The organism is Novosphingobium sp., assembly GCF_037133355.1.
In the GTDB taxonomy this organism is placed as follows: domain Bacteria; phylum Pseudomonadota; class Alphaproteobacteria; order Sphingomonadales; family Sphingomonadaceae; genus Novosphingobium.
Genome location: NZ_JBAXOI010000001.1, coordinates 201,167 through 225,774, shown reverse-complemented (window position 1 = coordinate 225,774; position 24,608 = coordinate 201,167). Strand labels below are relative to the sequence as shown.

Annotated in this window: 25 protein-coding genes; 17 read left to right on the top strand and 8 right to left on the bottom strand. The window is 64.9% G+C overall.

Annotated features, from left to right (window positions below; translation table 11 throughout):
- Positions 1-41: 41 nt before the first annotated feature.
- A complete protein-coding gene (locus WCL10_RS01140) occupies positions 42-260 on the bottom strand; it encodes a DUF1192 domain-containing protein (RefSeq protein ID WP_336893769.1) in 219 nt (72 codons plus the stop codon).
- A gap of 124 nt (positions 261-384) precedes the next feature.
- Here WCL10_RS01140 and WCL10_RS01135 point away from each other — a divergent pair, with 124 nt between their 5' ends.
- Both WCL10_RS01135 and WCL10_RS01130 read left to right on the top strand, forming a co-directional pair.
- Positions 385-1,389 carry an NAD(P)H-quinone oxidoreductase gene (locus WCL10_RS01135; protein WP_336893981.1) on the top strand — a complete coding sequence of 335 codons (1,005 nt, stop codon included), beginning with the start codon at positions 385-387 and terminating at the stop codon, positions 1,387-1,389.
- Between the two features lie 135 nt (positions 1,390-1,524).
- The gene (locus WCL10_RS01130) at positions 1,525-2,232 is read left to right on the top strand and encodes a DUF1013 domain-containing protein (RefSeq protein WP_336893768.1); all 708 of its coding nucleotides are present in this window, start codon (positions 1,525-1,527) and stop codon (positions 2,230-2,232) included.
- A gap of 83 nt (positions 2,233-2,315) precedes the next feature.
- Here the strand turns inward: WCL10_RS01130 and WCL10_RS01125 are convergent, their stop codons facing one another.
- Both WCL10_RS01125 and WCL10_RS01120 read right to left on the bottom strand, forming a co-directional pair.
- A complete protein-coding gene (locus tag WCL10_RS01125; protein WP_336893767.1) occupies positions 2,316-2,672 on the bottom strand; it encodes a polymer-forming cytoskeletal protein in 357 nt (118 codons plus the stop codon).
- A gap of 4 nt (positions 2,673-2,676) precedes the next feature.
- Positions 2,677-3,813 carry a M23 family metallopeptidase gene (locus WCL10_RS01120; protein WP_336893766.1) on the bottom strand — a complete coding sequence of 379 codons (1,137 nt, stop codon included), beginning with the start codon at positions 3,811-3,813 and terminating at the stop codon, positions 2,677-2,679.
- Between the two features lie 363 nt (positions 3,814-4,176).
- On the opposite strand from WCL10_RS01120, the gene WCL10_RS01115 reads away from it, so the two are divergent.
- The 9 genes from WCL10_RS01115 to WCL10_RS01075 all read left to right on the top strand — a co-directional run bounded on the left by WCL10_RS01115 (position 4,177) and on the right by WCL10_RS01075 (position 11,585).
- Positions 4,177-5,493 carry a glutamate-5-semialdehyde dehydrogenase gene (locus tag WCL10_RS01115; RefSeq protein ID WP_336893765.1) on the top strand — a complete coding sequence of 439 codons (1,317 nt, stop codon included), beginning with the start codon at positions 4,177-4,179 and terminating at the stop codon, positions 5,491-5,493.
- On the top strand, positions 5,457-6,146 hold the full coding sequence (locus WCL10_RS01110; RefSeq protein ID WP_336893764.1) for a nicotinate-nucleotide adenylyltransferase: 690 nt from the start codon (positions 5,457-5,459) through the stop codon (positions 6,144-6,146). Before WCL10_RS01115 ends, WCL10_RS01110 begins: the two co-directional genes overlap by 37 nt.
- 154 nt (positions 6,147-6,300) lie before the next feature.
- Positions 6,301-6,720, top strand: coding sequence for a ribosome silencing factor (gene rsfS / locus WCL10_RS01105; RefSeq protein WP_336893763.1), 420 nt, complete (start codon positions 6,301-6,303; stop codon positions 6,718-6,720).
- Between the two features lie 74 nt (positions 6,721-6,794).
- The gene (locus tag WCL10_RS01100; RefSeq protein ID WP_336893762.1) at positions 6,795-7,220 is read left to right on the top strand and encodes a 23S rRNA (pseudouridine(1915)-N(3))-methyltransferase RlmH; all 426 of its coding nucleotides are present in this window, start codon (positions 6,795-6,797) and stop codon (positions 7,218-7,220) included.
- Between the two features lie 36 nt (positions 7,221-7,256).
- Positions 7,257-8,438 carry a peptidoglycan DD-metalloendopeptidase family protein gene (locus WCL10_RS01095; RefSeq protein WP_336893761.1) on the top strand — a complete coding sequence of 394 codons (1,182 nt, stop codon included), beginning with the start codon at positions 7,257-7,259 and terminating at the stop codon, positions 8,436-8,438.
- A 96-nt stretch (positions 8,439-8,534) separates the two neighbouring features.
- Complete coding sequence (locus tag WCL10_RS01090; protein ID WP_336893760.1) at positions 8,535-9,875, top strand: S41 family peptidase; 1,341 nt, start codon at positions 8,535-8,537, stop codon at positions 9,873-9,875.
- Positions 9,876-9,879: 4 nt separating this feature from the next.
- The gene (locus tag WCL10_RS01085; protein WP_336893759.1) at positions 9,880-10,374 is read left to right on the top strand and encodes a disulfide bond formation protein B; all 495 of its coding nucleotides are present in this window, start codon (positions 9,880-9,882) and stop codon (positions 10,372-10,374) included.
- Complete coding sequence (locus tag WCL10_RS01080; RefSeq protein WP_336893758.1) at positions 10,371-10,883, top strand: demethoxyubiquinone hydroxylase family protein; 513 nt, start codon at positions 10,371-10,373, stop codon at positions 10,881-10,883. The genes WCL10_RS01085 and WCL10_RS01080 overlap by 4 nt, the downstream gene beginning before the upstream one ends.
- Before the next feature lie 114 nt (positions 10,884-10,997).
- Positions 10,998-11,585, top strand: a complete 588-nt coding sequence (locus WCL10_RS01075) for a hypothetical protein (protein ID WP_336893757.1) — start codon at positions 10,998-11,000, stop codon at positions 11,583-11,585.
- Positions 11,586-11,600: 15 nt separating this feature from the next.
- Here the strand turns inward: WCL10_RS01075 and fabI are convergent, their stop codons facing one another.
- From fabI to WCL10_RS01060, 3 genes are read right to left on the bottom strand one after another with little or no spacing between them, the layout of a single operon-like run.
- On the bottom strand, positions 11,601-12,434 hold the full coding sequence (fabI, locus tag WCL10_RS01070) for an enoyl-ACP reductase FabI (protein WP_336893756.1): 834 nt from the start codon (positions 12,432-12,434) through the stop codon (positions 11,601-11,603).
- Positions 12,435-12,447: 13 nt separating this feature from the next.
- On the bottom strand, positions 12,448-13,497 hold the full coding sequence (locus WCL10_RS01065; protein WP_336893755.1) for a YihY/virulence factor BrkB family protein: 1,050 nt from the start codon (positions 13,495-13,497) through the stop codon (positions 12,448-12,450).
- Between the two features lie 4 nt (positions 13,498-13,501).
- Positions 13,502-14,458: a DnaJ C-terminal domain-containing protein gene (locus tag WCL10_RS01060; protein ID WP_336893754.1), complete on the bottom strand. Its 957-nt coding sequence runs from the start codon at positions 14,456-14,458 to the stop codon at positions 13,502-13,504.
- Positions 14,459-14,602: 144 nt separating this feature from the next.
- Between WCL10_RS01060 and pdxH the strand changes: the two genes are divergently transcribed.
- Together pdxH and WCL10_RS01050 are read left to right on the top strand one after the other, a co-directional pair.
- Positions 14,603-15,214 (top strand): pyridoxamine 5'-phosphate oxidase, encoded by a 612-nt coding sequence (pdxH, locus tag WCL10_RS01055; RefSeq protein ID WP_336893753.1) that lies wholly within the window; start codon positions 14,603-14,605, stop codon positions 15,212-15,214.
- 22 nt (positions 15,215-15,236) lie between these two features.
- Entirely contained in the window at positions 15,237-16,217 is a 981-nt protein-coding gene (locus WCL10_RS01050) for a cation diffusion facilitator family transporter (RefSeq protein ID WP_336893752.1), read from the top strand.
- Between the two features lie 5 nt (positions 16,218-16,222).
- Here WCL10_RS01050 and WCL10_RS01045 read toward each other — a convergent pair whose 3' ends face one another.
- Positions 16,223-17,353, bottom strand: a complete 1,131-nt coding sequence (locus tag WCL10_RS01045) for a serine hydrolase (protein WP_336893751.1) — start codon at positions 17,351-17,353, stop codon at positions 16,223-16,225.
- 39 nt (positions 17,354-17,392) lie between these two features.
- Between WCL10_RS01045 and WCL10_RS01040 the strand changes: the two genes are divergently transcribed.
- A complete protein-coding gene (locus tag WCL10_RS01040; protein ID WP_336893980.1) occupies positions 17,393-17,758 on the top strand; it encodes a hypothetical protein in 366 nt (121 codons plus the stop codon).
- 18 nt (positions 17,759-17,776) lie between these two features.
- Here WCL10_RS01040 and mnmA read toward each other — a convergent pair whose 3' ends face one another.
- A complete protein-coding gene (mnmA, locus tag WCL10_RS01035; RefSeq protein WP_336893750.1) occupies positions 17,777-18,985 on the bottom strand; it encodes a tRNA 2-thiouridine(34) synthase MnmA in 1,209 nt (402 codons plus the stop codon).
- A gap of 508 nt (positions 18,986-19,493) precedes the next feature.
- Here mnmA and WCL10_RS01030 point away from each other — a divergent pair.
- The 3 genes from WCL10_RS01030 to WCL10_RS01020 all read left to right on the top strand — a co-directional run bounded on the left by WCL10_RS01030 (position 19,494) and on the right by WCL10_RS01020 (position 24,548).
- Complete coding sequence (locus WCL10_RS01030) at positions 19,494-19,793, top strand: DUF1153 domain-containing protein (protein ID WP_067909350.1); 300 nt, start codon at positions 19,494-19,496, stop codon at positions 19,791-19,793.
- A gap of 332 nt (positions 19,794-20,125) precedes the next feature.
- Complete coding sequence (locus WCL10_RS01025; RefSeq protein WP_336893749.1) at positions 20,126-21,352, top strand: efflux RND transporter periplasmic adaptor subunit; 1,227 nt, start codon at positions 20,126-20,128, stop codon at positions 21,350-21,352.
- A gap of 16 nt (positions 21,353-21,368) precedes the next feature.
- Entirely contained in the window at positions 21,369-24,548 is a 3,180-nt protein-coding gene (locus tag WCL10_RS01020) for an efflux RND transporter permease subunit (protein ID WP_336893748.1), read from the top strand.
- The last annotated feature ends 60 nt before the right edge of the window (positions 24,549-24,608 follow it).

Here is a 24,608-nt window from a genome sequence, read left to right as displayed (position 1 = left end):
AATATGGGTATGCCGCCCTGCTGCGTGAAGGGCGGCGCGTATCATGATCCGCTGCCCTCTGGTGCGGGGGCCCCGAAAAGTGCCTCCGCCGCACGGCGATGCGCGGCAGACTTGTCACGGTGCGCCGCGACCCGGGCGATCTCGGTCTCGAGCAAAGCGATCCGCTCATCCAGTTCGTGGTGCGAAAAGCTGTCAAGCGACTCCGTTGCCAGCTGGCTGGCCAGATCGCCGATGCGGCGCGGGCGCTCGTCGAGTTCCATCACTTGTCACTTTGTGACCGCTTGAGCCTTGCTGTCAACCTGCTCCAACGGTAGTTGGCGCTGCGTGCCGTTACGTTTGTCCGGCTCAAACCGTTACCGCTGCATCGCATCAAGGGGGCATGGCATGAGGCCGTTACCAGCGACGATGACTGCCATAAGCTTTGATGCGCCCGGAGGCCCGGACGTTCTGCGGCCCGAAACACTCCCTTTGCCGGTGCCTGGTGCTGGTCAGGTTTTGCTGCGCGTTGCCTTCGCCGGGGTGAACCGGCCCGACGTCATCCAGCGTCAGGGCTTCTATCCGCCGCCACCGGGCGCCTCGCCGATCCCGGGACTGGAAGTATCCGGACAGGTCGTCGCTACTGGCGATGGCGTCACGACGCCGTTCGTTGGCCAGATGGTCTGCGCGCTCGTCTCTGGCGGCGGCTATGCCGAATACTGTCTGGCCGAAGCGGGGCACTGCCTGCCCGTGCCGGAAGGCCTGCCGCTTTTTCAGGCGGCCGCACTGCCCGAAACGCTCTTCACCGTCTGGCATAACGTGTTTGAGCGCGGCTGGGCCACGGAGGGCGAGCACATACTCGTTCATGGCGGCACCAGCGGGATCGGCACGATGGCCATCCTTCTTGGCAAGCTGTTCGGTCTTACAGTGATCGTCACGTGCGGCGGCCCGGAAAAATGCGCGGCTGCCTTGGCGCTCGGCGCGGCCCATGCGATCGACTACAAGGCGAGCGACTTCGTGGAAGAGGTGACCCGGCTTACCCAGGGTGAAGGCGTGCACCTCGTGCTCGACATGGTGGCTGGAGACTATGTCGCACGCAACCTGAAGTGCCTGTGTGACGATGGCCGGCATGTGACGATCGCCGTTCAGGGCGGTGTGCGGGCCGAGCTCAACATGGCCGAGGTCATGCGGCGGCGGCTGACGCTCACCGGATCAACTCTCCGGCCGAGGTCCAAAGAATTCAAAAGCTTGCTCGCGGATGAAATCCACCAGACGGTCTGGCCGCTGGTGGCGGACAGCCAGTTGCGACCCGTCATGGATGAGGTCATACCCCTTCGCGAAGCGGCTTCGGCGCATGCCCGGATGGAAGCCGGCACGCATATCGGGAAGATTGTGCTGGCGGTAGGCGAATAGTCGGCCGATCGGCCCAAGTATCGGAAGCGGCGGGAATGGGCTTGCCGTAAGCAGCCGTGTCGCCTACATCACCGGCAAGATGGCCGCTCCGCGAGGGGCGGCCCTTATTGTTTCCGCTGTCCGGAGAGGCTCCCCTTGAGCAACCAGTCAACCTATCCGCTGATGCCCCATGCCACGGCATCGTGGCTTGTCGACAACACCGCACTGACCTTCGAGCAGATCGCCGAGTTCTGCGGGCTGCACATCCTTGAGGTTCAGGCCATGGCCGATGACCTTGCTGGCGCCAAGTACACCGGGCGCGATCCGGTTCACTCGGGCGAACTGACGCAGAGCGAAATCGAGCGCGGTCAGGTCAACGCCGAGTATCGCCTAAGGATGCAGAAGGCGCCGATCTCGGTCAGCCGCACCAAGGGCCCGCGCTATACCCCGGTTTCAAAGCGGCAGGACAAGCCCGATGGCATCGCATGGATCCTGCGCCATCATCCCGAAATCTCGGATGCCCAGATCGGCAAGCTGATCGGCACCACGCGCAACACGATTGCCGCGATCCGTGACCGCAGCCACTGGAACATCTCCAATATCAATCCCAAGGACCCGGTTACCCTCGGCCTTTGCTCGCAGCGCGAACTCGATGGACTGGTGGCCAAGGCTGCGAAGAAGGCAGGCATCGAGGAAGACGACACCGCAAGCAATCTGCGCCTCGGCAACGACCGCGAAGCGCTGATCGAGGAACTGCGCGCAGAGCGTGAGGCGCAGGCCAAGGCTGCTTCGCGGGCCGCGCAGGAAGCTGAGGCAGCTGCATGGCTCAAAGCACGCCGTGCGGAAGGTCTGTCCGACAGCTGATCACAGGCTCACTGTCCCGGAACTCCGGGCTCGATAGCGCATGAAACCCTCCCAACCGGGAGGGTTTTTTGTGCTCGACTGACTTAGCTTACCAGAGTGAGCGTGGTGTCGACATCGACCGGTTCGAGCCCGCGGCTGAGCCGCCCGTCGATATGGGCGCCCTGCTCGATGGTCAGCACATCGTACCGGACATCGCCATGAATGCGTGCCGCCTTGAGCACGATAAGCTGGTTCACCTCGATCCCGCCGCGCACCGTGCCGGCAAGGCGCGCCGATTGGGCGCGGATCGCGCCGTGGATCTCGCTTGATTCGCCTTGCACAAGCGCCGCGCAGGTAATGTCACCCTCGACATGGCCGTCGATATGCAGTTCGGCGCTCGCGGTAATGTCGCCCTTCACAGCAAGGTCTGCTCCGAGCACGGAAAAGGTAGGGGTGGCCATGGCGTTACCTTGCGTTGCCGGCCGGGCGAATTGGTCCGCTCCGGGTGTTGGCTTCTTGGAAAACATGCGGCATCGCCTCCAGAAACGGTCGCGGATTGACCGCACGGTCGGCAATCCGCACTTCAAAGTGCAAGTGGGGCCCGGTCGATCGGCCCGTGTTGCCGATCGCGCCGATCACCCTGCCGGGACCGACAAACTCGCCGACGCGGGCTGCGATTCGCGACATATGAGCATAGCGCGTTAGCAGACCGTTGCCGTGGCTGATCTCGACACAGTTGCCATAGCCCTGCTTGACTCCGGTAAAGCTGACCGTGCCGGCGGCGGCAGACCGGATCGGTGCGCCGACCGGTCCGCGGAAATCTAGCCCGGCATGAAAAGCGCCGCCGCCGGTGAAGGGGTCGACGCGGTAACCAAAGCCGCTCGAAATGTAGTCGAGACTGGCCGGAAGCGTATTGGGTATCCGCACGAGTGCCTGTTCCATGGCGCTCATCCGCGCGAGGCTGGCGCCGAACCTTGCAAAGCGCGGGTCGAGCGAGTTGCCCGGGCCTGTGGTCAGCGGAATCAGCGGTCCGCCCATTGCGGTGTTGTCCCCGACGGTAACCACGCGCGGGTTGAGCCCGAGACGACGCATGGCGCTTTCCGCGCGGGCCGAACGGAGATCGGCATAGCGGGTCAACTGCTCGATGAAGGCCAGCTGTCGTGCCTCGAGCCGCGCGAGTCCGACCGCTTCAGGCAACACCATCGAGATCTTGCGCACGGTCTTGCCCGCTTCTTCCGTGCTGTCGGAAACGGTGCCTGATGGAAGCGAGCGCGGCAGCTGTCCAATGGCGCCCTGCACGCTTTTCTCAATGAAATCCTGACGTTTGGCGAGATCGCTGGCAACGGCCCCTAGGCCCGAACGATACTGTGCCACACGACTTTCCGCCGATGCAACGGCCGCTTCGCGTTCCAGCAGCGAGACCTGATTGTAGGCGGCAATGGCTTGAGCGACCACCATCCATCCCATCATCACCACCCACAGCAGTACGGCTGCGGCAACTCCGCCTGCAGCCCGCATCTGCAGCTGTGCCGAAAGGCGGATAAACCGGACATGCCCGTTCGAGCGCATGAAGAATTCGCGCTCGGGGAACCCGCTGCGCACACGCTCGACGAGCGTCTGCCAGCGGGACGGGGAGCGACCACCATCCTCTGGCGGACCCGCTATGGGCCGAGATGTGTCAGGTAAGATGGCGACCCCCGTCCGTACGCGCTGCCCTATCGTCTCGCGCGAGCGTGCCGCTTAACCATCACCCATTCCCCGGTCGAATCCTGTCGGCATTGTGCAGGATGAGTCGTGCCAGTCTGGCGATGAAGCGTTTCCATCAGAGCGCCACCTGTCATGTTCTACCAAAGCGACTCGGGCCAGTGTCCTAAGCGTACCGCCGTGGCCACCCGACTCGCTGCAATGGCCATGCCGCTGTCCATTCGGGCTGACAGCGCGGACGCGCGATGGTAAGGGCGCGCCATGAACGCGCTCACCTCAGCACCCCTTCACACCGAAAACGGTGCGGTCGACGATACTCCGGCCGATAGCAACGTGGCTGGCGACGTCATCAACCTTGCCCGCGCCGGGCGCGCGGCGCAGCGCGTGCTGGCAAAGATGTCGTCAGGCGAGCGCGCTGCGGCGCTCGTGCTCGGCGCCGCGGCATTGCGGCGCGCGGCCCCGGCGATTCTCGAAGCCAACGCGCTCGATGTTGATGGCGGCGCTGCGGCGGGCCTTTCGGGCGCGATGCTTGATCGGCTGAGCCTCGATCCTTCGCGGATCGAGGCCATGGCAGCTGCGGTCGAACAGGTTGCAGCACTCGATGACCCCGTTGGCCAGATTATCGACGAAACTGCCCGGCCCAATGGTATGGTGATGCGGCGCGTCCGTGTGCCCATCGGTCTGATCGGCATCATTTACGAAAGCCGGCCGAACGTGACCGCCGATGCCGCAGCGCTTTGCGTGCGGTCCGGCAATGCCGCGTTGCTTCGTGGCGGCAGCGAGGCGGTGCGGTCCAACCGGGCCATCCACGCCGCCCTGGCTGAAGGTCTCGCTGCTGGCGGCGTTCCGGCAGCAGCAGTCCAGTTGGTGCCGACCCAGGATCGCGCTGCGGTGGGCGCGATGCTTGCCGCCAGCGGACTGATCGACATGATTGTGCCGCGCGGCGGCAAGAACCTTGTCGCGCGCGTGCAGGCCGATGCGCGGGTGCCGGTGCTCGCCCATCTCGACGGGATCAACCACACTTATGTGGACCGGGCGGCGGACCCCCAGATGGCAAAGGCAATAGCTTTCAATGCCAAGCTGAGGCGAACCGGGGTTTGCGGCTCGATGGAGACCTTGCTGATCGACGCCCTGTTTCCCGATCCGCACGGACTGCTCGAGCCGCTGCTTGCAGCCGGCTGCGAACTGCGCGGCGATGCACGAGCCTGCGCCATAGATCCGCGAATCACTCCGGCCGACGCAAAGGACTGGGACACCGAGTATCTCGACTCCATTCTGTCAGTAGCTGTGGTCGATGGCCTTGATGCCGCGCTCGCACATATCGCGCGCCATGCTTCCGGGCATACCGATGCCATCGTGACTGCCGATCAGGCTGCAGCAGCCCGCTTCCTTGCCGAAGTGGACAGCGCGATCGTAATGCACAACGCGTCCAGCCAGTTTGCCGATGGCGGCGAGTTCGGCCTTGGTGCGGAGATCGGCATCGCCACCGGGCGCCTGCATGCGCGCGGGCCGGTGGCTCTGGAGGGGCTTACCACCTACAAGTGGCTGGTGCTGGGCTCCGGGCAGATCCGCCTCTGAGACAGCAGCTTACCGGACTGCTTGGTGGCAGTTTCAATCCGGCGCATGGGGCGCATCGCCGGATCAGCCTGTTTGCGATTGATGCTTTGGACCTCGACGAGGTCTGGTGGTTGGTCTCGCCCGGCAATGTCCTGAAGCCGGCTGCGGGCATGGCCCCGCTGGCCGCACGGTTCGCCTCGGCGCGGGAAGTTGCATGCGGCGCGCGGATCAAAGTGACAGCAATCGAGGCAGATTTGGGCACACGCTATACCCGCGATACATTGCGTGCGCTGAAGCGCCGTTATCCGCGCCGCCGTTTCGTGTGGCTCATGGGTATGGACAATCTGGCTCAGTTTCATCGCTGGCGAGGCTGGCGGGAAATCGCACGCGAGTTGCCGATTGCTGTTCTCGTCCGACCGGGGTATGAAGCAAATGCTTTGGCGAGTCCGGCCATGGCATGGCTGCGCCGCTGGCGCCGGCGGCACGGTCAGGATTTGAATGGCGCGAAACGGAGCGCCCCGGCGCTGGCCATCTTGCGTTTCGATCCCGATACCCGCTCGGCCACGGCCATCCGCGCCGCCGATCCGGAATGGTTTCGCCGTTTTGACCGAGCCGCGCAGCGCGACATGCTGACTCATCGGCCGATCGCAGTTTCCGGGATAGGCCCGCTTTGAGTCGTTGCCCGCCCTTTACACCCCCGCCCTTTACACCCCCGCTATGTCAATCGATCGCGGAACCTGCCCGGTTGCCCCCGCGGGCAAACGGCGGATCGAGGCCTTTCAACCCAGTGTCATTGAACAGTCAGCCACGGAGACCATCACCACTACCATGACAAGCTTACAACCCCTGCCGGTCGATGCCGGCATCACCCCCAACCCCGCCACCGCTTCTGCCTCCGGGCCGCTCGCGGCTGCTCCCGGCTCGCTGCTCGAACTGGTGCTGCGCTCGCTCGACGACGACCAGGCTCAGGAAGTCATCACGATCCCGCTCGAGGGCAAGAGTTCGGTTGCCGATCACATGGTGATCGCGTCGGGCCGCTCGACACGCCAGGTCGCGGCCATGGCGCAAAAGCTGGCCGAGCGGATCAAGCATGGCGGCTTCGGCCATGTCCGGATCGAAGGATTGCCGGCAGCGGACTGGGTGCTGATCGACGCAGGCGATATCGTCGTCCACCTGTTCCGCCCGGAAGTGCGCAGCTTTTACAACCTCGAGCGCATGTGGGCATTCGGCGACCAAGGCGCGGCCTGAGCGCGCGCTTTTCGGTCCACAGGCCTGGGTTGACAGGGATTCATTGCTTGTCCGTTCTGGGCTAGGGCGGTTCCATGCTGCTGCACGTGATCGCCCGTGGAAAGATTGGCCGCTCTCCCGAAGCCGAGATGGTCGAGCGCTATGCCCGGCGCATCACCTGGGGATTGAAGGTGACCGAGCTGCCCGATCGTGGCGGCACGATACCTCCGGCTTCGGCCACGCCTGTGCGAACAGTGGCGTTGGACGAGCGCGGCGAGCAACTGACCTCGAGCGCGTTTGCCGCCCTACTTGGGCGATGGCGCGATGACGGGGTGCGAGAGGCCCGTTTCCTGATCGGTGCGGCAGACGGCCATGATGCAGCGTTGCGCGGGGGAGCCGACCTGCTCCTCGCTTTCGGTGCGGCGACATGGCCCCACATGCTGGCCCGCGCCATGCTCGCTGAACAGCTCTGGCGCGCGACCAGCATTCTCTCCGGCCACCCCTATCACCGTGAGGGCTAAGCGCGCGTCATGACGTCACGCAAAGTCTTTGTGGCCATGACCTTGATGCTGGCGCTCGTGGCGGGCTGGCAAGGTATTGCGCAAGACGCGCCCTTCGAGAATGCGGACCAGGCCGGCGACGCGCTTCGCGAGGCGACGCGCGCGCTCGCCGAAGCTCGCAAGCGCGGCGACCAGCTTGAGGCCGAGGCGCAGCGCGCGACGGCAGCCGCGGACAGAACCGCCAGTGAGGCTGCCGCCGTAGCCGCCCGAATCCAGCAATCCGAGGCCGAGATCGCTCTGGCGCAGGCCAACGTTGCGGCGATCGACCGACAGCGCGCGGCCCTGCGTCTGCGCATCGCCGCGCGGCAGGAGCCGGTGGTGCGGCTTACTGCGGCCATGCAGCTCATGGCCCGTCGCCCGCTGGTGTTCAGCCTGATGCGTGCGGACAGCTTGCGCGAGACGGTCTACCTGCGCGCGGTGCTCGAGACCATGCTGCCCGAAGTCCAGCGCCGCACCGCCGGTCTTCGCTCGGAAATCGTGCGCGGACGTCAGCTGCAGGACCGGGCGCGCCGCGCAGCAGCCACACTCAAAGCCAGCGAGGAGGCGCTCACCGTCCGGCGCCAGCAATTGGCCGCAGTGGAGAGCCGCCAGCGGATCGCCTCGCGCAGCGCGCAAGGCGTTGCCAGTCGGGAGGCCGACCGCGCGCTGACATTGGCCGAGGATACTCGTGACATCGCCGCGCTAATGGAGCGGCTGCGCACGGACGGCGCGCTGCGCAGCGAACTCGCCGCCCTGCCCGGACCCGTGCCGCGGCCAGAGCGGCCAGGCTCGATGCTGGTGGTCGATGAAGCTGCACCAACCCGCGAGACGGGCGGTGGTCTCGCATGGATCCTGCCGGTGAGCGGCCGGATCATTACCGGTTTCGGTGACGCCGGTGCAGGCGCGCGCTCGGTTGGCGTCACGTTGGCGCCCGCTGCCGGCGCACAAGTTGTGGCGCCGGCTGCCGGCCGGATCGCTTTTGCAGGGGATTATCGCGGCTATGGTCGCATCGTGATCATAGATCATGCCGGTGGCTGGACTTCGCTTATCACGAATCTCGGGCGGCTCGATGTCACGGTGGCGGCGCGGGTTGTTCAGGGCTCGCCGCTCGGGCTTGCCGGGCCGGGCCGGCCGACGGTGACGATCGAGCTTCGCAAGGATGGCGCACCAGTCAATCCGCTTGCCCTGATCGGGCGCTGATTGCCCTTTCGGCATGCCGCAGGCCCATCTGGCGTTAATCGTTCCGCCCCTATAGAAGCACCACTCAAGGCTTGCACTCACTGCCGAAAGACAATCATGGCGTTCCAGTTTGCCCCCCTCCTTCGTGCTGCCGCACTTGTCAGCGCGGTCGCACTCATTCCGGCGGCCACTGCCGGACTTGCCGCGGTCGATGCCCGCTCCGGCCCGGAGTTCAGCAAGCTCATGGCCGTCTACGAACGGATCAAGACGAGCTACGTCGAGCCGGTTGACGACGACAAATTGATCAAGGGCGCCATCAACGGCATGCTTGCCGCGCTTGATCCGCATAGTTCCTATCTTGATGCCCGCGATTTCGAGAATCTGCGCACCCAGACCGACGGCTCGTATGGTGGCCTCGGCCTCTCGGTCACGATGGACGACGGCGCAGTCAAGGTGATCGCGCCGACCAAGGGCAGCCCGGCCGACACCGCAGGGGTCAAGGCGGGCGACTACATCACCCATATCAATGGCAAGCTGATCTATGGCGGCGCCCTCGACGAGGCGGTTGACCAGATGCGCGGGACTCCGGGAACCTCAATCGAGCTGACCCTCTTCCGCTCAGGCCGCGACGAGCCGATCAACGTCAAGATCACCCGCCAGATCATCGAGCTACGGCCTGTCGACTGGAAGCTCGAGGGCAACATCGGCGTGATTTCGGTCTCGAGTTTCAGCGCGAATGTCGGCAGCGAGGTGCTCGATGCGTTCAGGCAGATCAAGACCAAGGCTGGCGGGCGCGTCGCAGGTCTCGTCCTCGATCTGCGCGGCAATCCTGGTGGCCTGCTTGACCAAGCGGTCGCGCTCTCTGACCTGTTTCTTGACCACGGCGTAATCGTCTCGCAGCGCGGCCGCTATGCGCGTGACAACGAGACGTATAATGCCGAATCGATGACGCCGGGCGACATCGCCAAGGGAATTCCGCTGGTCGTGCTGATCAACGAAGGCTCGGCCTCCGCGTCAGAAATCGTGGCCGGTGCGCTGCAGGACCAGCACCGCGCGGTGCTCATGGGCCAGCGCAGCTTCGGCAAGGGCAGCGTGCAAACGCTGATGCCGCTGACGCGCGATACCGCGCTCAAGCTCACGACTGCGCGCTATTATACGCCCTCGGGCCGGTCGGTGCAGGAAGGCGGCATCGATCCCGATATTGCCGTGCCGCAGATTTCCGATCCCGACCTCAGGAAGCGGGCCCAGCGCTTCTACCGCGAAAGCGATCTGCGCGGGCATCTGATCAACGAGATCAAGGACGACAAGGATCTTGAACGCGACAAGACGCCCGATCCGCGCTTCAAGATGACGCCTGAGGACCTCAAGGCGAAGGGCATCGACGACTTCCAGCTTTACTATGCGCTGCAGACGCTCGGGCGGACCGCGCCCCAGGCGCTGGCTGCGCGCAGGCACTGATCCGATGGCGAGGCTTGCGGCAAGCCCCGAGCGGGGGGCCTATCTGTTGGCGCTTGCGGTGCCGGGCGCGCTGATTGTGGCGGTCTACGTCGCGCAGTATGGCTTCGGCCTCGCGCCGTGCGACATGTGCTGGTGGCAACGCTATCCCCACTTTGCCGCGATCGGGTTTGCTCTAGGTGCTTTGGCAACGCGGGGAACTCAGCAGGGCGAAGTACTGGTGCGGATGGCCGCGCTCGCCATTGCGATCAGCGGGCTGATCGGTGCATTCCATGCGGGCGTCGAATACGGCTGGTGGCAGGGGCCGACTGCCTGCTCCTCGACCAGCCTTGGCGATGATCCGCTGGCCTCGATCATGAGCGCCCCACTGATCCGCTGCGACACCCCGGCGTGGACCCTGTTCGGAATCAGCCTCGCCGGCTTCAATTTTCTGATTTCGGTGGCCAGTGCCCTGCTTGTAGTGGTGTTGCTGGGCCGCCGCACCAAGGAATCCGGACTATGAGCGAAACGCGTGAAGCCATGCTGCGGGTCAACCAGGCGGGGGAGTTCGGTGCGATCCGGATTTATGCCGGGCAGCTCGCGGTAATGGGTGACCGCGCGCCCGGCTCGGGCGAAATCGCGGCCATGGCGCAGCAGGAAGCCGCGCACCGCGAGCGTTTCGACGCGTTGCTGGTCAAGCGCGGGGTCCGGCCCACGGCTTTGCAACCCTTGTGGTCGGCCGCAGGATTTGCGCTCGGTGCGGCGACCGCGCTGATCGGCCCTGAGGCAGCCATGGCCTGCACCGCCGCGATCGAGACCGAGATCGACCGGCATTATACCGAGCAGCTCGAGCAGTTGGGCGATGAGGATCCCGAGCTATCAGGGATGATCCGCGAGTTTCGCGAGGATGAGCGCGAGCACCGCGATACTGCGCTGGCCAGCGGGGCGGAGCGTGCGCCCGCCTATCCTCTGCTGTTCAATGCGATCCGCATGGGTTGCCGGGTGGCTATTGCCGTATCGAAGCGGATCTGACTGTTTCCGCTTGATCCACCGCCCGCTTGATCCACCGCAAGGCGCGGACTTCAGCTATCGTTCACAGGCGAGAGGCCTTATACCCCCGGCATGAACCAAGCTGGAGCCCCTGCGATGAAGCGCCGTACTGCTGCCGTTGCCTTTGTTCTGGCCGCACTGTTCGCCGGGCCACTGCCCGCGGCGGCGCAGGAGGCCTCAAGCGAGAAGGTGAACCAGCTCATCGTTTATGGCGATGATCCCTGCCCCGCTTCGAACGATGGTTCGATCACTGTCTGTGCGCGCAAGGACGAATCCGAACGATTCCGCATTCCAGCCCCGCTGCGCGACAATCCCAACGCCTCGGTCAACCAGGGCTGGACGCAGCGCGTGAAGGCCTATGAAACGGTGGGCGCGTTCGGCGTCAATTCCTGCTCGCCGGTCGGCGCGGGCGGCGCAAGCGGCTGCATGAGCCAGCTGATCAACAGCGCCTATGCCGAAAAGAAGCAGGCCAGCGACGTGCAGTTCGGCAAGCTTATCGAAGCCGAACGCGCCAAGCGGACGCAGACGATCGATGCCGATACCGCTGCCGAGCAGGCCCGGGTGGAAGTGCTCGAAAAGGAATATGAGGCCAAGCTCAAGCGTGAGCGTGACGGTGAGACCCAGCCGGGCGTGTCTGCGGCACCGGCCCCTGCCGCTCCGCTAGCCGCTCCGCCCCCGCCCTGATCCCACCTGTAGGACTCAACCCAGGGCGATATCGGGCGCGTCTTCCTGCTTCATGCCCACGGTGTGGTAACCGGCATCGACGTGGTGCACTTCGCCCGTGACGCCCGAGGCAAGGTCCGAGAGCAGATAGAGCCCTGCCCCGCCGACATCTTCGATGGTCACATTGCGGCGGAGCGGTGCATTCAGCTCGTTCCACTTGAGGATATAACGGAAATCGCCGATTCCACTCGCTGCCAGTGTCTTGATCGGCCCGGCCGACAGTGCGTTGACGCGGATGCCCTGTGGCCCGCAATCGTTGGCGAGATAGCGTACGCTGGCCTCAAGCGCGGCCTTGGCCACGCCCATCACGTTGTAATGCGGGACGACCTTCTCAGCGCCGTAGTAGGTCAGAGTCAGGATCGAGCCTCCACCACTCTTCGCGCCGTCCTCTCCCTCAACCACCGGCATCATCGCCGCAGCGCGGCGCGTGACCGCGACCATGCTGTAGACCGAGATGTTCATGGTCATGAGGAAGTTTTCGAGCGAGGTGTCCATGAACTTGCCCCGCAGTTCGGTCTTGTCCGAAAAGCCGATGGCGTGGACCAGGAAGTCGATGGTCGGCCAGCGCGCGGCCAGCGCGTCGAACGCGGTGTCGAGCGCAGCCATGTCCGACACGTCGCATTCGATCAGGAAATCGCTGCCAAGGCTTGCGGCCAGCGGCCGCACACGCTTCTCCAGCGCCTCGCCCTGATAGGAAAAGGCGAGCTCGGCGCCCTGTTCATGCAGCTTGCGGGCAATCCCCCATGCGAGCGACTTGTCATTGGCGAGGCCCATGATCAGGCCGCGCTTTCCTTCCATTAGTCCCGTCATGCGACCTCTTGCTTCACTGGTCCCGTTGTGTCTGCGCGGCCGCGTGCGCTCTTTCCGCGCGCGCCCGATTGTCGGCCTGGCCCAGCATGTCCTGCTCTTCGGGCGTTTCGGCCAGAGCAGCGTTGAGTTCGGCGCCAACAACCATCCCTAGGCCAATCAGCCAAAAAAAGAAAAGCGCGATCATCACGCCGGCAAGGCTGCCATATGTCAGATCGTACAGGAACAGGTGGCGCAAGGCCTTGGGCAGCATGGTGGTGACGATCAGCCACCATAGCGTCACCACCAGCGCGCCGGGCCATTTGGGATAGATCCGCGCTCGGTAGGTGCCCGGGGTGAGCGAGATGAACAGCAGCCACAAGGCGCCGAACAGGATCAGCGCCGGGATTATGCGCGATAGCGCAAGTGCGCCGATCAGGCCGGTTGCCTGCGGCAGCCAGGTCGTTACCGCCTCCATCACCGTGCCGATCACAACTTGCGCGGCAATCGACAGCAAGATCAGTATGACCGAACCAATGATGAGGCCTGTCGACATGAGCCGGTAACGCCAGAACGCATGGACCAGCCGCGTACCATAGGCGCGGCGCAGGATATCACGGATCGTCTCGACCAGGCTGCCCACCGTCCACAGACCCACGACACCGCCAATCCACAAGAGGCCGCCGGTACGGGCCTCGATCACGCCGTGCGCGACGGGTGAGAGCACGTTGGAGACAACCGGCGGCAGGGCCATCAGCACGGTATTTACCGCAGCGGTGCGGTCGTCCGCCTCCCCGACCAGCGAAAACAGCGCCGCGCCGGTGATGAAGAACGGGAACAGCGCGATCAGCACCATGTAGGCAAAGTTGCCCGCATGGATCGTGCCGTCATGGATGACCCCGGTCCATACACGCCGCAACACCACCAGCGCCCGTTTGCCCAAGGCGCGGCGGGCGCCCACGCCGGCAAGCCCGGGGCGGTGCTGCAGTGCCGCCCGCCGACGGGCCTCGGGCGAAAGATCGGCAACAGGAAGGCACGGTTCCACTTCACCCGGCGGCAGTCCAGCCTCGCCGGCGCTGCGGTCCATGGGGTCAGACAGCGAACTTGCCGCGCAGGTCGCGCAGATCGCGCCAACCTTCGAGGCGGGCCTTGAGGTCGGCGTCCTCGGCGGGAATGTCGATAAGCAACGTGACCAACTGGTCGGCGCGTTCGCCGTTCTTGCGCATGAAACCCCGGCCCTTCAGCCGTAGCGTCTTGCCGCTGGTGCTGCCGGGCGCGACTGTCATCATCACCGGCCCTTCGACCGTGGGGATGCGAACCTTGGCGCCGCCGATCGCCTCATCGAGCGTGACCGGCACCTCGAGCCGGATATTGTCGCCATCGCGTGTGAAATGGGGGCTCGGCTGGATCTCGATGGTAACGATGGCATCGCCGAATCCGCCAGGCCCAGGTTCGCCCTTGCCGCCAAGGCGGACCTGCTGGCCGTCTACCAGACCGGCAGGAAGTTTGAGATCAATCGTCTTGCCGTCGGCCAAGGTCACGCGCTGGGGCTCGCGGCGGGCGGCCTCGTCGAAGGGAACCTTGAGTGTATAGGTGACATTGGCGCCGCGCGGAGCCGGACGGCGGCGCGCGCCAGGCCCGCCGGCGCCACTTGGGCCTCCCATGCCGCCCCGCCCGCCGAACAGGCCCTCGAAAATGTCACCGAGATCAATGCCTTCGCCGCCGCCCTGGTCGAAACCTTCAAACCCGTCGTGGCGATAACCGCGCTGCGCTCCGGCGAAGCCACCGCCTGGCCCACCACCACCAAAGCCGAATGGACCGGCTGGATTGCCTTCGGAATCGATCTCGCCGCGGTCGAAGCGGGCCCGCTTGTCCTTGTCCGACAGGAGGTCGTAGGCGCGCGTCACCTCGGCAAACCGTTCGGCCGCGTTGGGCTTTCCCGCATTGCGGTCTGGATGCAGCTCCTTGGCCAGCGTCCGATAGGCGGACTTGATGTCCTTCTCGCTTGCCGTGCGTGCCACGCCGAGGATGGTATAGGGATCTGCCATAATACCTTAGCTAGGGTTGCTCCCCCTTACCCGCAAGGCTCGCTTTGCACTGGGGGTGTCATGGTCTAGTGCGTGCCGCATAGGCGCTCGCCTGTGATTGACCCCGATCAAGCCGCATGGCGGCTCAATGATAGGACCTCATCCGTGTCCACCAAACCTGACCACGAAGCCATCTCCGGGAGCGATCCTTTCGCGATCTTCGAGGCCTGGTTCGCCGAGGCCCGGGCCAGCGAACCCAATGATCCCAACGCAATGGCGCTTGCCACCGCGACTCCCGGCGCAGCACCTTCAGTCCGCATGGTGCTGCTCAAGGGTCACGGTCCCGACGGCTTTGTGTTTTTCACCAACTTCGAAAGCCGCAAGGGCGGCGAACTTGCAGCAAACCCGCAGGTCGCGCTCCTCTTTCACTGGAAGAGCTTGCGCCGACAGGTGCGGATCGAGGGTACGATCAAGGAAGTGACATCCGCAGAAGCAGACGCCTACTTCGCCAGCCGTCACCCTGAGTCGCGCCTTGGCTCTGCCGCATCGGACCAATCGCGCCCGATGCCCTCGCGGGAAGTCTATTTGGAGCGGGTCGAAGCGCTCAGGGCGCAATTTCCCGATGGTGCGATCCCGCGCCCGCCGCATTGGTCCGGATACCGCGTGACGCCGCACGCCATCGAGTTCTGGCAGGACCGCGAGTACCGGCTTCATGAACGTCGCCGTTTCACTCGGCAATCGGGCGCAGACTGGACCAGCGCACTGCTCTATCCCTGAGCGCGCGACAGGAAACCGGCCGATGGACATGACCCGAACCCCCGACCACGGCGATCTCAATCGCCGCGCGGCTTATGCCAGCATCACCGTCGCGGCGCTGCTTCTGGCGATGAAGGCCTATGCGGCCGTCACCACCGGTTCGACCGCGATGCTCGGCAGCCTTGCCGATACCGGGCTCGATCTCGTGGCCAGTCTTGCCACCCTGCTCGGTGTGTGGATTGGCGCGCAGCCCGCCGATGCCAACCACCGCTTCGGCCACGGCAAGGCAGAAGCGCTGGCGGCAATGTTTCAGGTCGTGCTGATCTCGCTCTCGGCGCTGGGCCTTGCCTGGCGTGCGGTGGACGAGTTCCTCCACGGCGGGCGACCGGCAGAAGCAGAGGCGGGCATGCTCGTTTCGCTCGTCGCCATCGGCGCGACCGTTCTGCTTCTTGGCTATCAGCGGCGCATCATCCGCGCCACCGGCAGTCTCGCCATTTCCACCGACAACCTGCACTATTCCTCCGACCTGGTGCTCAATCTTGCGGTGATCGCGGCGCTCGCTCTCGATCACTGGCTGGGCATTGCGGGGGCGGACGCGGCCTTTGCCTTCGGCATTGCACTGTGGCTGGGTTGGGGGGCGTGGGGCGCTTCGCAGGCGGCGATCGAGCAGCTCATGGACCATGAATGGCCCCTCGAAAAGCGCGAGCGTTTTCTTCAGGTCGTGGCTGAACACCCCGAGCTCAAGGGCTTGCACGACCTGCGCACCCGTACCAGCGGCAACCGTGATTTCGTGCAGTTCCACGTCTGGGTCGATGGCCGCATGACCGTTACCGAAGCGCACCGCGTGATGGACGAGATCGAGGCCAAGCTGCTTGAAGCTTTCCCGGGTGTCGAAATCCTCATTCATCCCGATCCGGACGGCCACGTTGACGAGGCTGACTTCGGCGCGCACGATTTGCTTTCGCCTGGGGCCGACGGAACAAGCCCAGCCCTCCTGGTGCAGGGCGCGCCGCCCGTGCGCTGAGGGCGTCAGTCTTCAGGTCCGAACAGTGCTACAAGATCACCCAGCCGAGCGGTCAACGGGTCGAGCCGGTCTTCCTGCGTCTTGCCGAGCCGCACAACAACCAGCTTCCTGGACGGCGAAACCAGCACATATTGCCCGAGATGGCCCAGGCACGCGAACAGATCGCGCGGTCCCTTTTCAGGAAAGAGCGATGATCTGCCACTAGTAGGGGAGCGGTTGAGCCAGATCTGCGCGCCATATTGCGCTTCGCGCGGGGAGGGGGTGACCATGAAGTCGATCCACTGTCGCGGTACGAGCTGTGCCCCCGCCACTGCGCCGCGGTTGCGAAGGAACTCGCCGAAGTGGGCCCAGTCGCGCGCGGTGCCATGGATCAGGCTGCCGCCGATCAAGGTGCCTGACGTATCGAATTCGGGCAGCATCGAGCGCATGCCAACGGGTTCGAAGAGGCGGGTACGCAGATAGTCCGCGACCGCGCGGCGGCGGCTTTCGGGATCGGGCGCCGGGGCGAGTACGCGCGCTGCGAGGTCGGCCAGGATCACGCTGGTCGCGGTCGAATAGACCCACTTGCGGCCCGGCTCGTATTGCAGGGGCTGGTCCTCGGCATAGCGCGCCATGGCATCGCGCCCATCAAGGAACAGCATGCGTACCTCGTCCGATTCGTAAGGTGGCGATATCGCCTCGGCGTGGCGCAGGCCCGAACGCATCTGGAGGAGTTGGCGCAGCGTGATCTCGCCGCGCGGATCGCCCGGGCGTTGCCATGCGGGGATCGGTGCGGGCTCGTCGAGCCGCAGCCGTCCGTCCGAGATCAGCATGCCGATCATCACACCGGTGATCGACTTGGCCATCGACCAGCTCACGAACCGGGTGTTCTCGTGATAGCCGGGCCCATATCGCTGTGCGATCACGCGCCCGCCTTGCATCACGATCACCGCACGCGTTTCCTGAGCTGCGAGATCGCTGAACAGCGCATCGACCCGGCGCGCAAGCTCCATGCGCGGCACGCCCGGATTGGCAGCGACCGCCGCCAGCGCCTCGGCAGAAACCGGAGGGGGTGCGGGCGGTGCGACTTGGCTGCAGCCGATGAGGGCTGGCACAAGCGCAAGCGGGGCGATAAGGGCAAGGAGGTTGCGGGCCATCAGGCGGCCAGCTTTTCTCCAGATCGACCCGGCATGGCAATGGCCAAACCTCCTCCTCCCCAGAAACCGGTTTCCGCACCGATCCAGCCACGCCGGCGGCGCTGGCGCTGGGTGCTCGTCTTTCTCTTGTTGCTGGCGAGTGGCGGGGTGTTCGTCTGGCCGCAGCTTCATGGCTACGCCGTGACCGGCGCGTCTTACGGGGCGCGGGTCGCATGTTCGTGCCGCTTCGTGGGCGGCCGCGCGCTTGGCGATTGTCGCAAGGACTTCGAGCCGGGGATGGACCTCATCACGCTCTCGGAAGACACGGCTGCGCGTAGCGTTACCGCGCGCTTCCCCCTCCTTGCGCGCCAGACCGCGACTTACCGCGAAGGCTGGGGCTGCGTTTTGCAGCCGTGGAGCGAATGACCCGGGCGGGTTCCCCGCTCAGCCTGCCGCCCAGGGCTCGGTCCGCTCGATCCAGCCTCCGCCCACCACTCGCTCTCCGGCATAAAGCACCGCAGCTTGCCCGGGGGCAACACCATACTCGGGCTGCAGGAAGCGGATGAAGCATTCCGCGCCGCCGCCCAGCGGCCCATCCACAGTTACCGGCACAGGCTTTGCCAGCGAACGGACCTTGGCGGTCAGCACCGCACCTTCTGGAAATGGGCCGATCCGATTGGTCTCCGCCAGCCGTGCAGCGCTGACCGCCAGCATGGCCTTGGGTCCTACCATCACGCGCCGGGCGGGGGCGTCCAGCGCGATGACATAGAGCGGCTCGACCTGTCCGCCGATCTCGAGCCCGCGCCGCTGTCCGACCGTATAATGAATCACCCCTCGGTGCATGCCGAGCACTCCGCCGGTTGCGGCGTGGACGATCTCGCCGGGTGCAGCACCCTGAGGCCGGACTTTCCGGACGATCGCGGCATAGTCGCCATCGGGCACGAAGCAGATGTCCTGGCTGTCCGGCTTGGCCGCAACGGCCAGTCCCAGCGCGGCGGCCATTGCGCGCACGTCGCGCTTGGGCAGGCCGCCCAACGGGTAGCGCAGAAAAGCCAGCTGCTCATCGGTCGTGCCATAAAGAAAATACGACTGGTCGCGCGCCGGATCGACCGCGCGATGAAGTTCGGGGCCATGGGCCCCGACCAGGCGCCGCACGTAGTGCCCCGTCGCGAGGCAATCGGCGCCAAGATCACGCGCCATGGCGAGAAGATCGGTGAATTTGGGCCCCATGTTGCACCGGATGCAAGGAATCGGGGTACGCCCCGCGAGATAGTCGTCGGCAAAGCGATCAACCACCTCTTCTCGGAAGCGCGATTCGTGATCGAAAACATAGTGGGCAATTCCCAGGCGGTCGGCCACGGCGCGGGCATCGCGGATATCGTCGCCCGCGCAGCACGCGCCCTTGCGCCCGGTGGCGGCGCCATAATCGTAAAGCTGCAAGGTCACGCCAATCACCTCGGCGCCGCTCGCTGCGGCCAGTCCGGCCACCACCGAACTGTCGACCCCGCCCGACATGGCCACAACGATTCGCCGCCGCCCCGCACCGGGGGCAAGCGAAAAAAGTTCGGCGGCGGCGGCCTCGCCAAGTGGCAGGCCTTGGTGCGGACTGGTGGCGGCGGCGCAAACGCCGACCTTGCCTGAAACCTCGTACATCCGGGCCCCATAGGGGTTTTTGTGTCTCGGCGGCAGGGCAAAAAGTTGTGGCGCCCTGACCGGCCTGCCCTGCCAAAACCTAACTCTTGGTGAAGGCAGGCTTTACCGTCCTTTATAGAGGGGCGGGTTAGAGGCGTCCTCATGGAAATGAGGTTCACCGATTCACGGCCCCAGATGCCGCCCGATTCGAGCCACGGGCTGCGCCCGCTTGGCTGGAGCGAGCTTTGCGCCCGGCTGGTGGCGGCGCACGACACGCGCGGGGCGCTCGCGGGATCGTCTACTGGCCTGGCAAACTCGGTGAGCCCGGGATCTGATGGCGGCACGGCTCGGTCACGCGCCGGATCGGGGTTCAGCTTCCATGACTCGGCCGCAGCGTTGCTGCGAAGCGTCGAAGTGCAGACTGAAGAGCTTGTTAACCCCTCCTCTTCAGCGATTGGAAATGACGCGGAAGGCACAGAGGGTGCAGTCCCAAACGCCGCCCGGAAGCGTCGGCCAGACGAGAATTGCCATGATTGAAAACCAGAAAATCAAGCCGTCGCAGGTCATTGGCCCCCTCGGTGAGCCTCTCACTATCGACAGCCTGCCACCGCCTTCGACCACGCGCTGGGTCGTACGCCGCAAGGCTGAAGTGGTGGCTGCTGTTAACGGTGGCCTGCTCACGATCGACGAGGTCTGCGAACGTTACAGCCTCACGCTCGAGGAGTTCGCTTCGTGGCAACGCGCGGTCGATCGCTCGGGCATGCAGGGCCTGCGCGTTACCCGTATCCAGCACTACCGCGACCTCTACGAACGCCAACTCAAGTTCTGAAACGCCGGCTCTCGTCCGGAGTTCTGCCGCTTAACTCCATCTTGTGCTGGCCGTCCCGCCTGGCGGGGCGGCCTTTTTCTGTGCCGTGCCCGAAAAGGCGATCGCTTGGGCGCGAATTCGGTTGCATCGACGTCACGCTCGATTCAATTCTCCATGCGCTTTATCGAGCCGCAATTGTCACTCGTCGGAAGGGTCGCTAAGACTCGCCGGGCGTGCGGCACAGCGTGGCTCCCCGACCTTGCGGGAAGTGACATAGTCATATAACACACCTACGCGCAGAATAGGAATTGCCTATTCTGTTCGGAACGACGGCCCGACCGGGACTAAGGCACGTGAACGACATGAATTACGAATCGACGATCAGACCCGGGCTGCAGCCAGCCATTGATCCGGCGTTGGGCGACGGCGTATTTGGCTCGCAAGGCGGTGGCCGCGGTCGCATGGTGATCGTTGCCGTGCTTATCGCACTCGCGCTTGGCCTTGGCTGGTATCTGATGCACCGCGCGCCGGCGGTGACAGATGCCGCCACTGCCCGCAGCGCGCAGGCCCAGTCGGTCAGTGTGATCACCCCCGGCCTTACCAGCGTAACCGGCTCGATAACCGCCAGCGGGACCATTGCCGCGCGGCGCGAGATGCCCGTGGGCATCGCCGGTGAGGGCGGGCGGGTCGTGAGCGTGCTGGTCGATGCAGGTGATTGGGTGCGCGCCGGTCAGGTCCTTGCCGTGGTCGATCGCTCGGTGCAGGCTCAGCAGATCGCAGGCCAGGCCGCAAACATCGAGGTCCAACGCGCCAACGCACGGATCGCGCAGGCCAATCTCGATCGCGCGATGAAGTTGGTCGAGCGCGGCTTCATTTCCAAGGCTGATGTTGAACGGCTGACTGCCACGCGTGATTCCGCAGCCGCGCAAGTGCGCGTCGCTTCGGCCGAACTCGAGCAGCTTCGCGCCAGCAGCGCCCGGCTCAGCATCGTCGCCCCTGCGGCCGGTCTCGTGCTGACGCGCGGTGTCGAGCCTGGCCAGATTGTCAGCCCGGGCAGCGGTGTCCTGTTCCGCATCGCCAAGGATGGCCAGTTCGAAATGCAAGCCCGCCTTGCCGAGAACGATCTCGCGCGCCTTGCCGTTGGCCAGTCGGCCGAGGTTACGCCGGTCGGAACGATCAAGCCATTCATTGGCCAGATCTGGCAGCTTTCGCCCACGATCGATGCCCAGACGCGTGAAGGCGTCGCCCGCATTGCACTGGCCTACGATACTGCACTGCGCCCGGGCGGCTTTGCCAGCGCCCAGATCCGCAGCGGTTCTGTGACCGCTCCGATGCTGCCTGAATCCGCGATCCTGTCGGACCAGAAGGGTCCGTTCGTCTACGTCGTCGGCCATGGCAACAAGGTCGAGCGCCGTACGGTGAAGACCGGTGACGTCACCGCGCAGGGCATCGTGGTCGTCGAGGGCCTTGCGGGCACCGAACGCATCGTGATGCGGGCCGGCGGGTTCCTCAATCCCGGAGATGTTGTCCGGCCGGTCGCCGCGAGCGCGGCGCCTGCCGCCCCGCGTCCCGGCGCTTGAGCCGGAAGGTGCGTCCATGAACTTCCGCAATATCTCCGCTTGGTCGATCCGCAACCCGGTCGTACCCATCGTGCTGTTTATCGGCCTGACACTGGCCGGCATCGTCGCCTTCATGAGCATGAAGGTGCAGGATCAGCCAGATATCGAATTCCCGATGGTGATCGTGACGATCGCCCAGCCGGGTGCCGCGCCGACCGAGATCGAGAACCAGATCACCCAGCGCATCGAGTCCGCGGTCCGAACCATTGCCGGCGTCGATACGCTGAGCTCGACCGCAACTGAAGGCTCGAGCCAGACGATGGTCCAGTTTGCCATCGGGACCGACATCAATGCCGCGGTGAACGAGGTCAAAAACGCGGTCGACCAGGTACGCGGCGATCTGCCCGAGGGTATTCTCGAGCCGCAGGTGGTCAAGGCGCAGACTTCATCCGACGCCATCGCCTATTTCGCGGTCTCGGCCGATGACATGACCATCGAGCAGCTCTCGTGGTTTATCGACGATACCGTGCGCAAGCGCCTGCTTTCGGTGCCCGGCATGGCCGAGGTCGAGCGCAACGGCGGCGTCAATCGCGAGATCGCGGTCACCCTCGATCCGATGCGCATGAAGTCGCAGGGTGTCACGGCTACCCAGATCAACGCGGCGCTTCGCCAGGTAAACCTCAATGCCGCCGGCGGCCGCGCCGAAGTGGCCGGCTCCCGCCAGGCCGTGCGCGTGCTGGGCAATGCCGCCAGCGCTTTCGAACTCTCGCGCACCGAAGTTGGCATCTCGGGTGGACGCACCGTTCGCCTTTCGGATGTGGCCGATGTGCGCGACAGCTTCAGCGAGATCACCTCGATCGCCAAGCATGAAGGCAAGCCGGTCGTCACCTTCAGCATCGCCCGCGCGCGCGGTGAATCCGATGTCAGCGTGTTCGACGAGACTGTGAAAGAACTCGCCAAGCTCGAGAAGGAGCAAGGCGGCCGGGTGCACTTCATCCAGCTGTTCTCGAGCGTCGGCTACACAAAGGACCAGTACAAGTCCTCGATGTCGGCGATGGTCGAAGGCGCGGTGCTCGCGGTCATCGTGGTGTTCTTCTTCCTGCGTGACTGGCGGGCCACAATCGTATCGGCGATCGCGATCCCGCTTTCCTCTGTTCCGACCTTCTGGCTGATGAGCCTGATCGGCTTTACGCTAAACACCATGTCGCTGCTGGCGCTGGGCCTTGTTGCCGGCGTTCTGGTCGACGATGCGATCGTCGAGATCGAGAACATCGTGCGACATATGCGCATGGGTAAGTCGGCCTATCAGGCCTCGATCGATGCGGCTGACGAAATCGGCCTCGCGGTCGTTGCCACCACTTTTTCGATCGTTGCGGTGTTCCTGCCCGTGGCGCTGATGCCGGGTGTTTCGGGCCAGTTTTTCAAGAATTTCGGCCTGACTGTGGTCATCGCGGTTTTGTTCTCGCTGCTTGTTGCACGCATGATCACGCCGATGATTGCCGCCTATTTCCTGCGTGCGCACGGCGAGGCAGACCATGGCAACGGGCCCTGGATGCAGCGCTATATGAAGGTGCTGAAGTGGTCGCTCGAAACCCGCCGGGTCGAGGCATACCGGGCGCTCCATCCGCGGCGCTGGTTCCGCGCCCGCCTGCGCGACCATCGGCTTTGGATGATGGGCGTCGCGGCCGGCGCGCTGGCATTCACCGTCGTGCTCTTTGTCATGATTCCCTCTCAGTTCTTCCCGGATACCGATGGCGATTTCAGCCGCATCACCATCGAGATGGTGCCCGGTACAACCATCGAGCAGACCGAGCGCAAAGTCGACGAGGTCCTCGCGCTGGTGAAGGACGAGCCTGAGATCGATGTCGCGCTGGAGCGGATCAACGAGGGCAGTGGCCGCGTTTTCCTCGAACTCAAGAGGGACCGTGAGCGGTCGAGCCTCGAGTTCGAGCGCGCGCTGACTCCTCGCCTCCAGAAAGTGGCGGATGCCCGGGTCAGCTTCATGAAGATGAACGGCGGCGGACCGGGTGGCGGATCGGGTCGTCCGATTAGTGTGATGCTTTCGGGTTCCGATCCGGAACTCCTGCAGAAGACCGCGCAAACACTTATCGATCAGATGAGCCAACTCAAGGAAGTGGTTGGGCCGCGGATCAGCGCCGACTTGCGCCGTCCGGAAATCGTGATCACGCCGCACCTCGATCTGGCCGCCTCGCTCGGTGTGACGACGCAGGAGCTGAGCCAGGTCATCCGCATCGCCACCCAGGGCGAGATCGATCAGAACAGTGCCAAGTTTTCGTTGTCCGATCGGCAGGTTCCGATCCGCGTGAAGCTGCCGGTTGCCTCGCGCCGCGATCTGGCCACGTTGCAGAACCTGCCGGTGCCAACAGCTTCGGGCGGCTCGGTACCGCTTTCGCGTGTCGCCACGATCGGCTTCGGCTCGGGTCCCACTAGTATCCAGCGCTACAACCAGAACCGGCGCGTCTTCGTTGGCGCCGATCTGCCGCAAGGCGTGGTCAAGGGCACGGCCGACGCGGCGATCAAGGCGCTCCCGATCATGAGGAATCTGCCGCAAGGTGTGTCCAATGCCGCGGCGGGCGAAGATCGCTGGCAGGAAGAGATGCTCTACAACTTCATGGTTGCGCTGGCCGCAGGCGTCCTCCTCGTCTTCTCGGTGCTGGTGCTGCTCTATCGCCGGTTCATTTCGCCGCTGGTCAACATGGGCTCCTTGTTCCTCGCGCCGCTGGGCGGTCTGCTCCTGCTGCTCGCCACCGGGCAGGCACTATCGCTGCCGGTCTTCATCGGCGTGCTGATGCTCTTCGGCATCGTCGCCAAGAACTCGATCCTGCTGATCGATTTCGCGATCGAGGAAATGGCCAAAGGCACGCCCAAGCTCGAGGCGATCATCGAGGCCGGGCACAAACGTGCCCAGCCGATCGTCATGACCACTGTGGCGATGATCGCGGGCATGATCCCCACGGCCGTCTCGATTGGTGGCGACGCCGGCTGGCGCGCGCCGATGGGCATCGTGGTGATCGGCGGCCTTGCGCTGTCGACCCTTCTCACGCTGCTGCTCGTCCCCGCAGGCTTCAGCCTCGCCGACGGACTCGAAAAGCGCGTCGGTCCCTGGATCGGCCGCCGTGTCCTGTCTTACGATCCACGCGAGGCTGAGCGTGAGCAGCGCGCACATGCGGCGGGCGAGGCTTTCCCGGCAGAGTGAGCGCGTCTTCAACCGCATCGCCAGCCGACCGGTCCGCGCCGTTGCGCGGAGCGGCCGGGC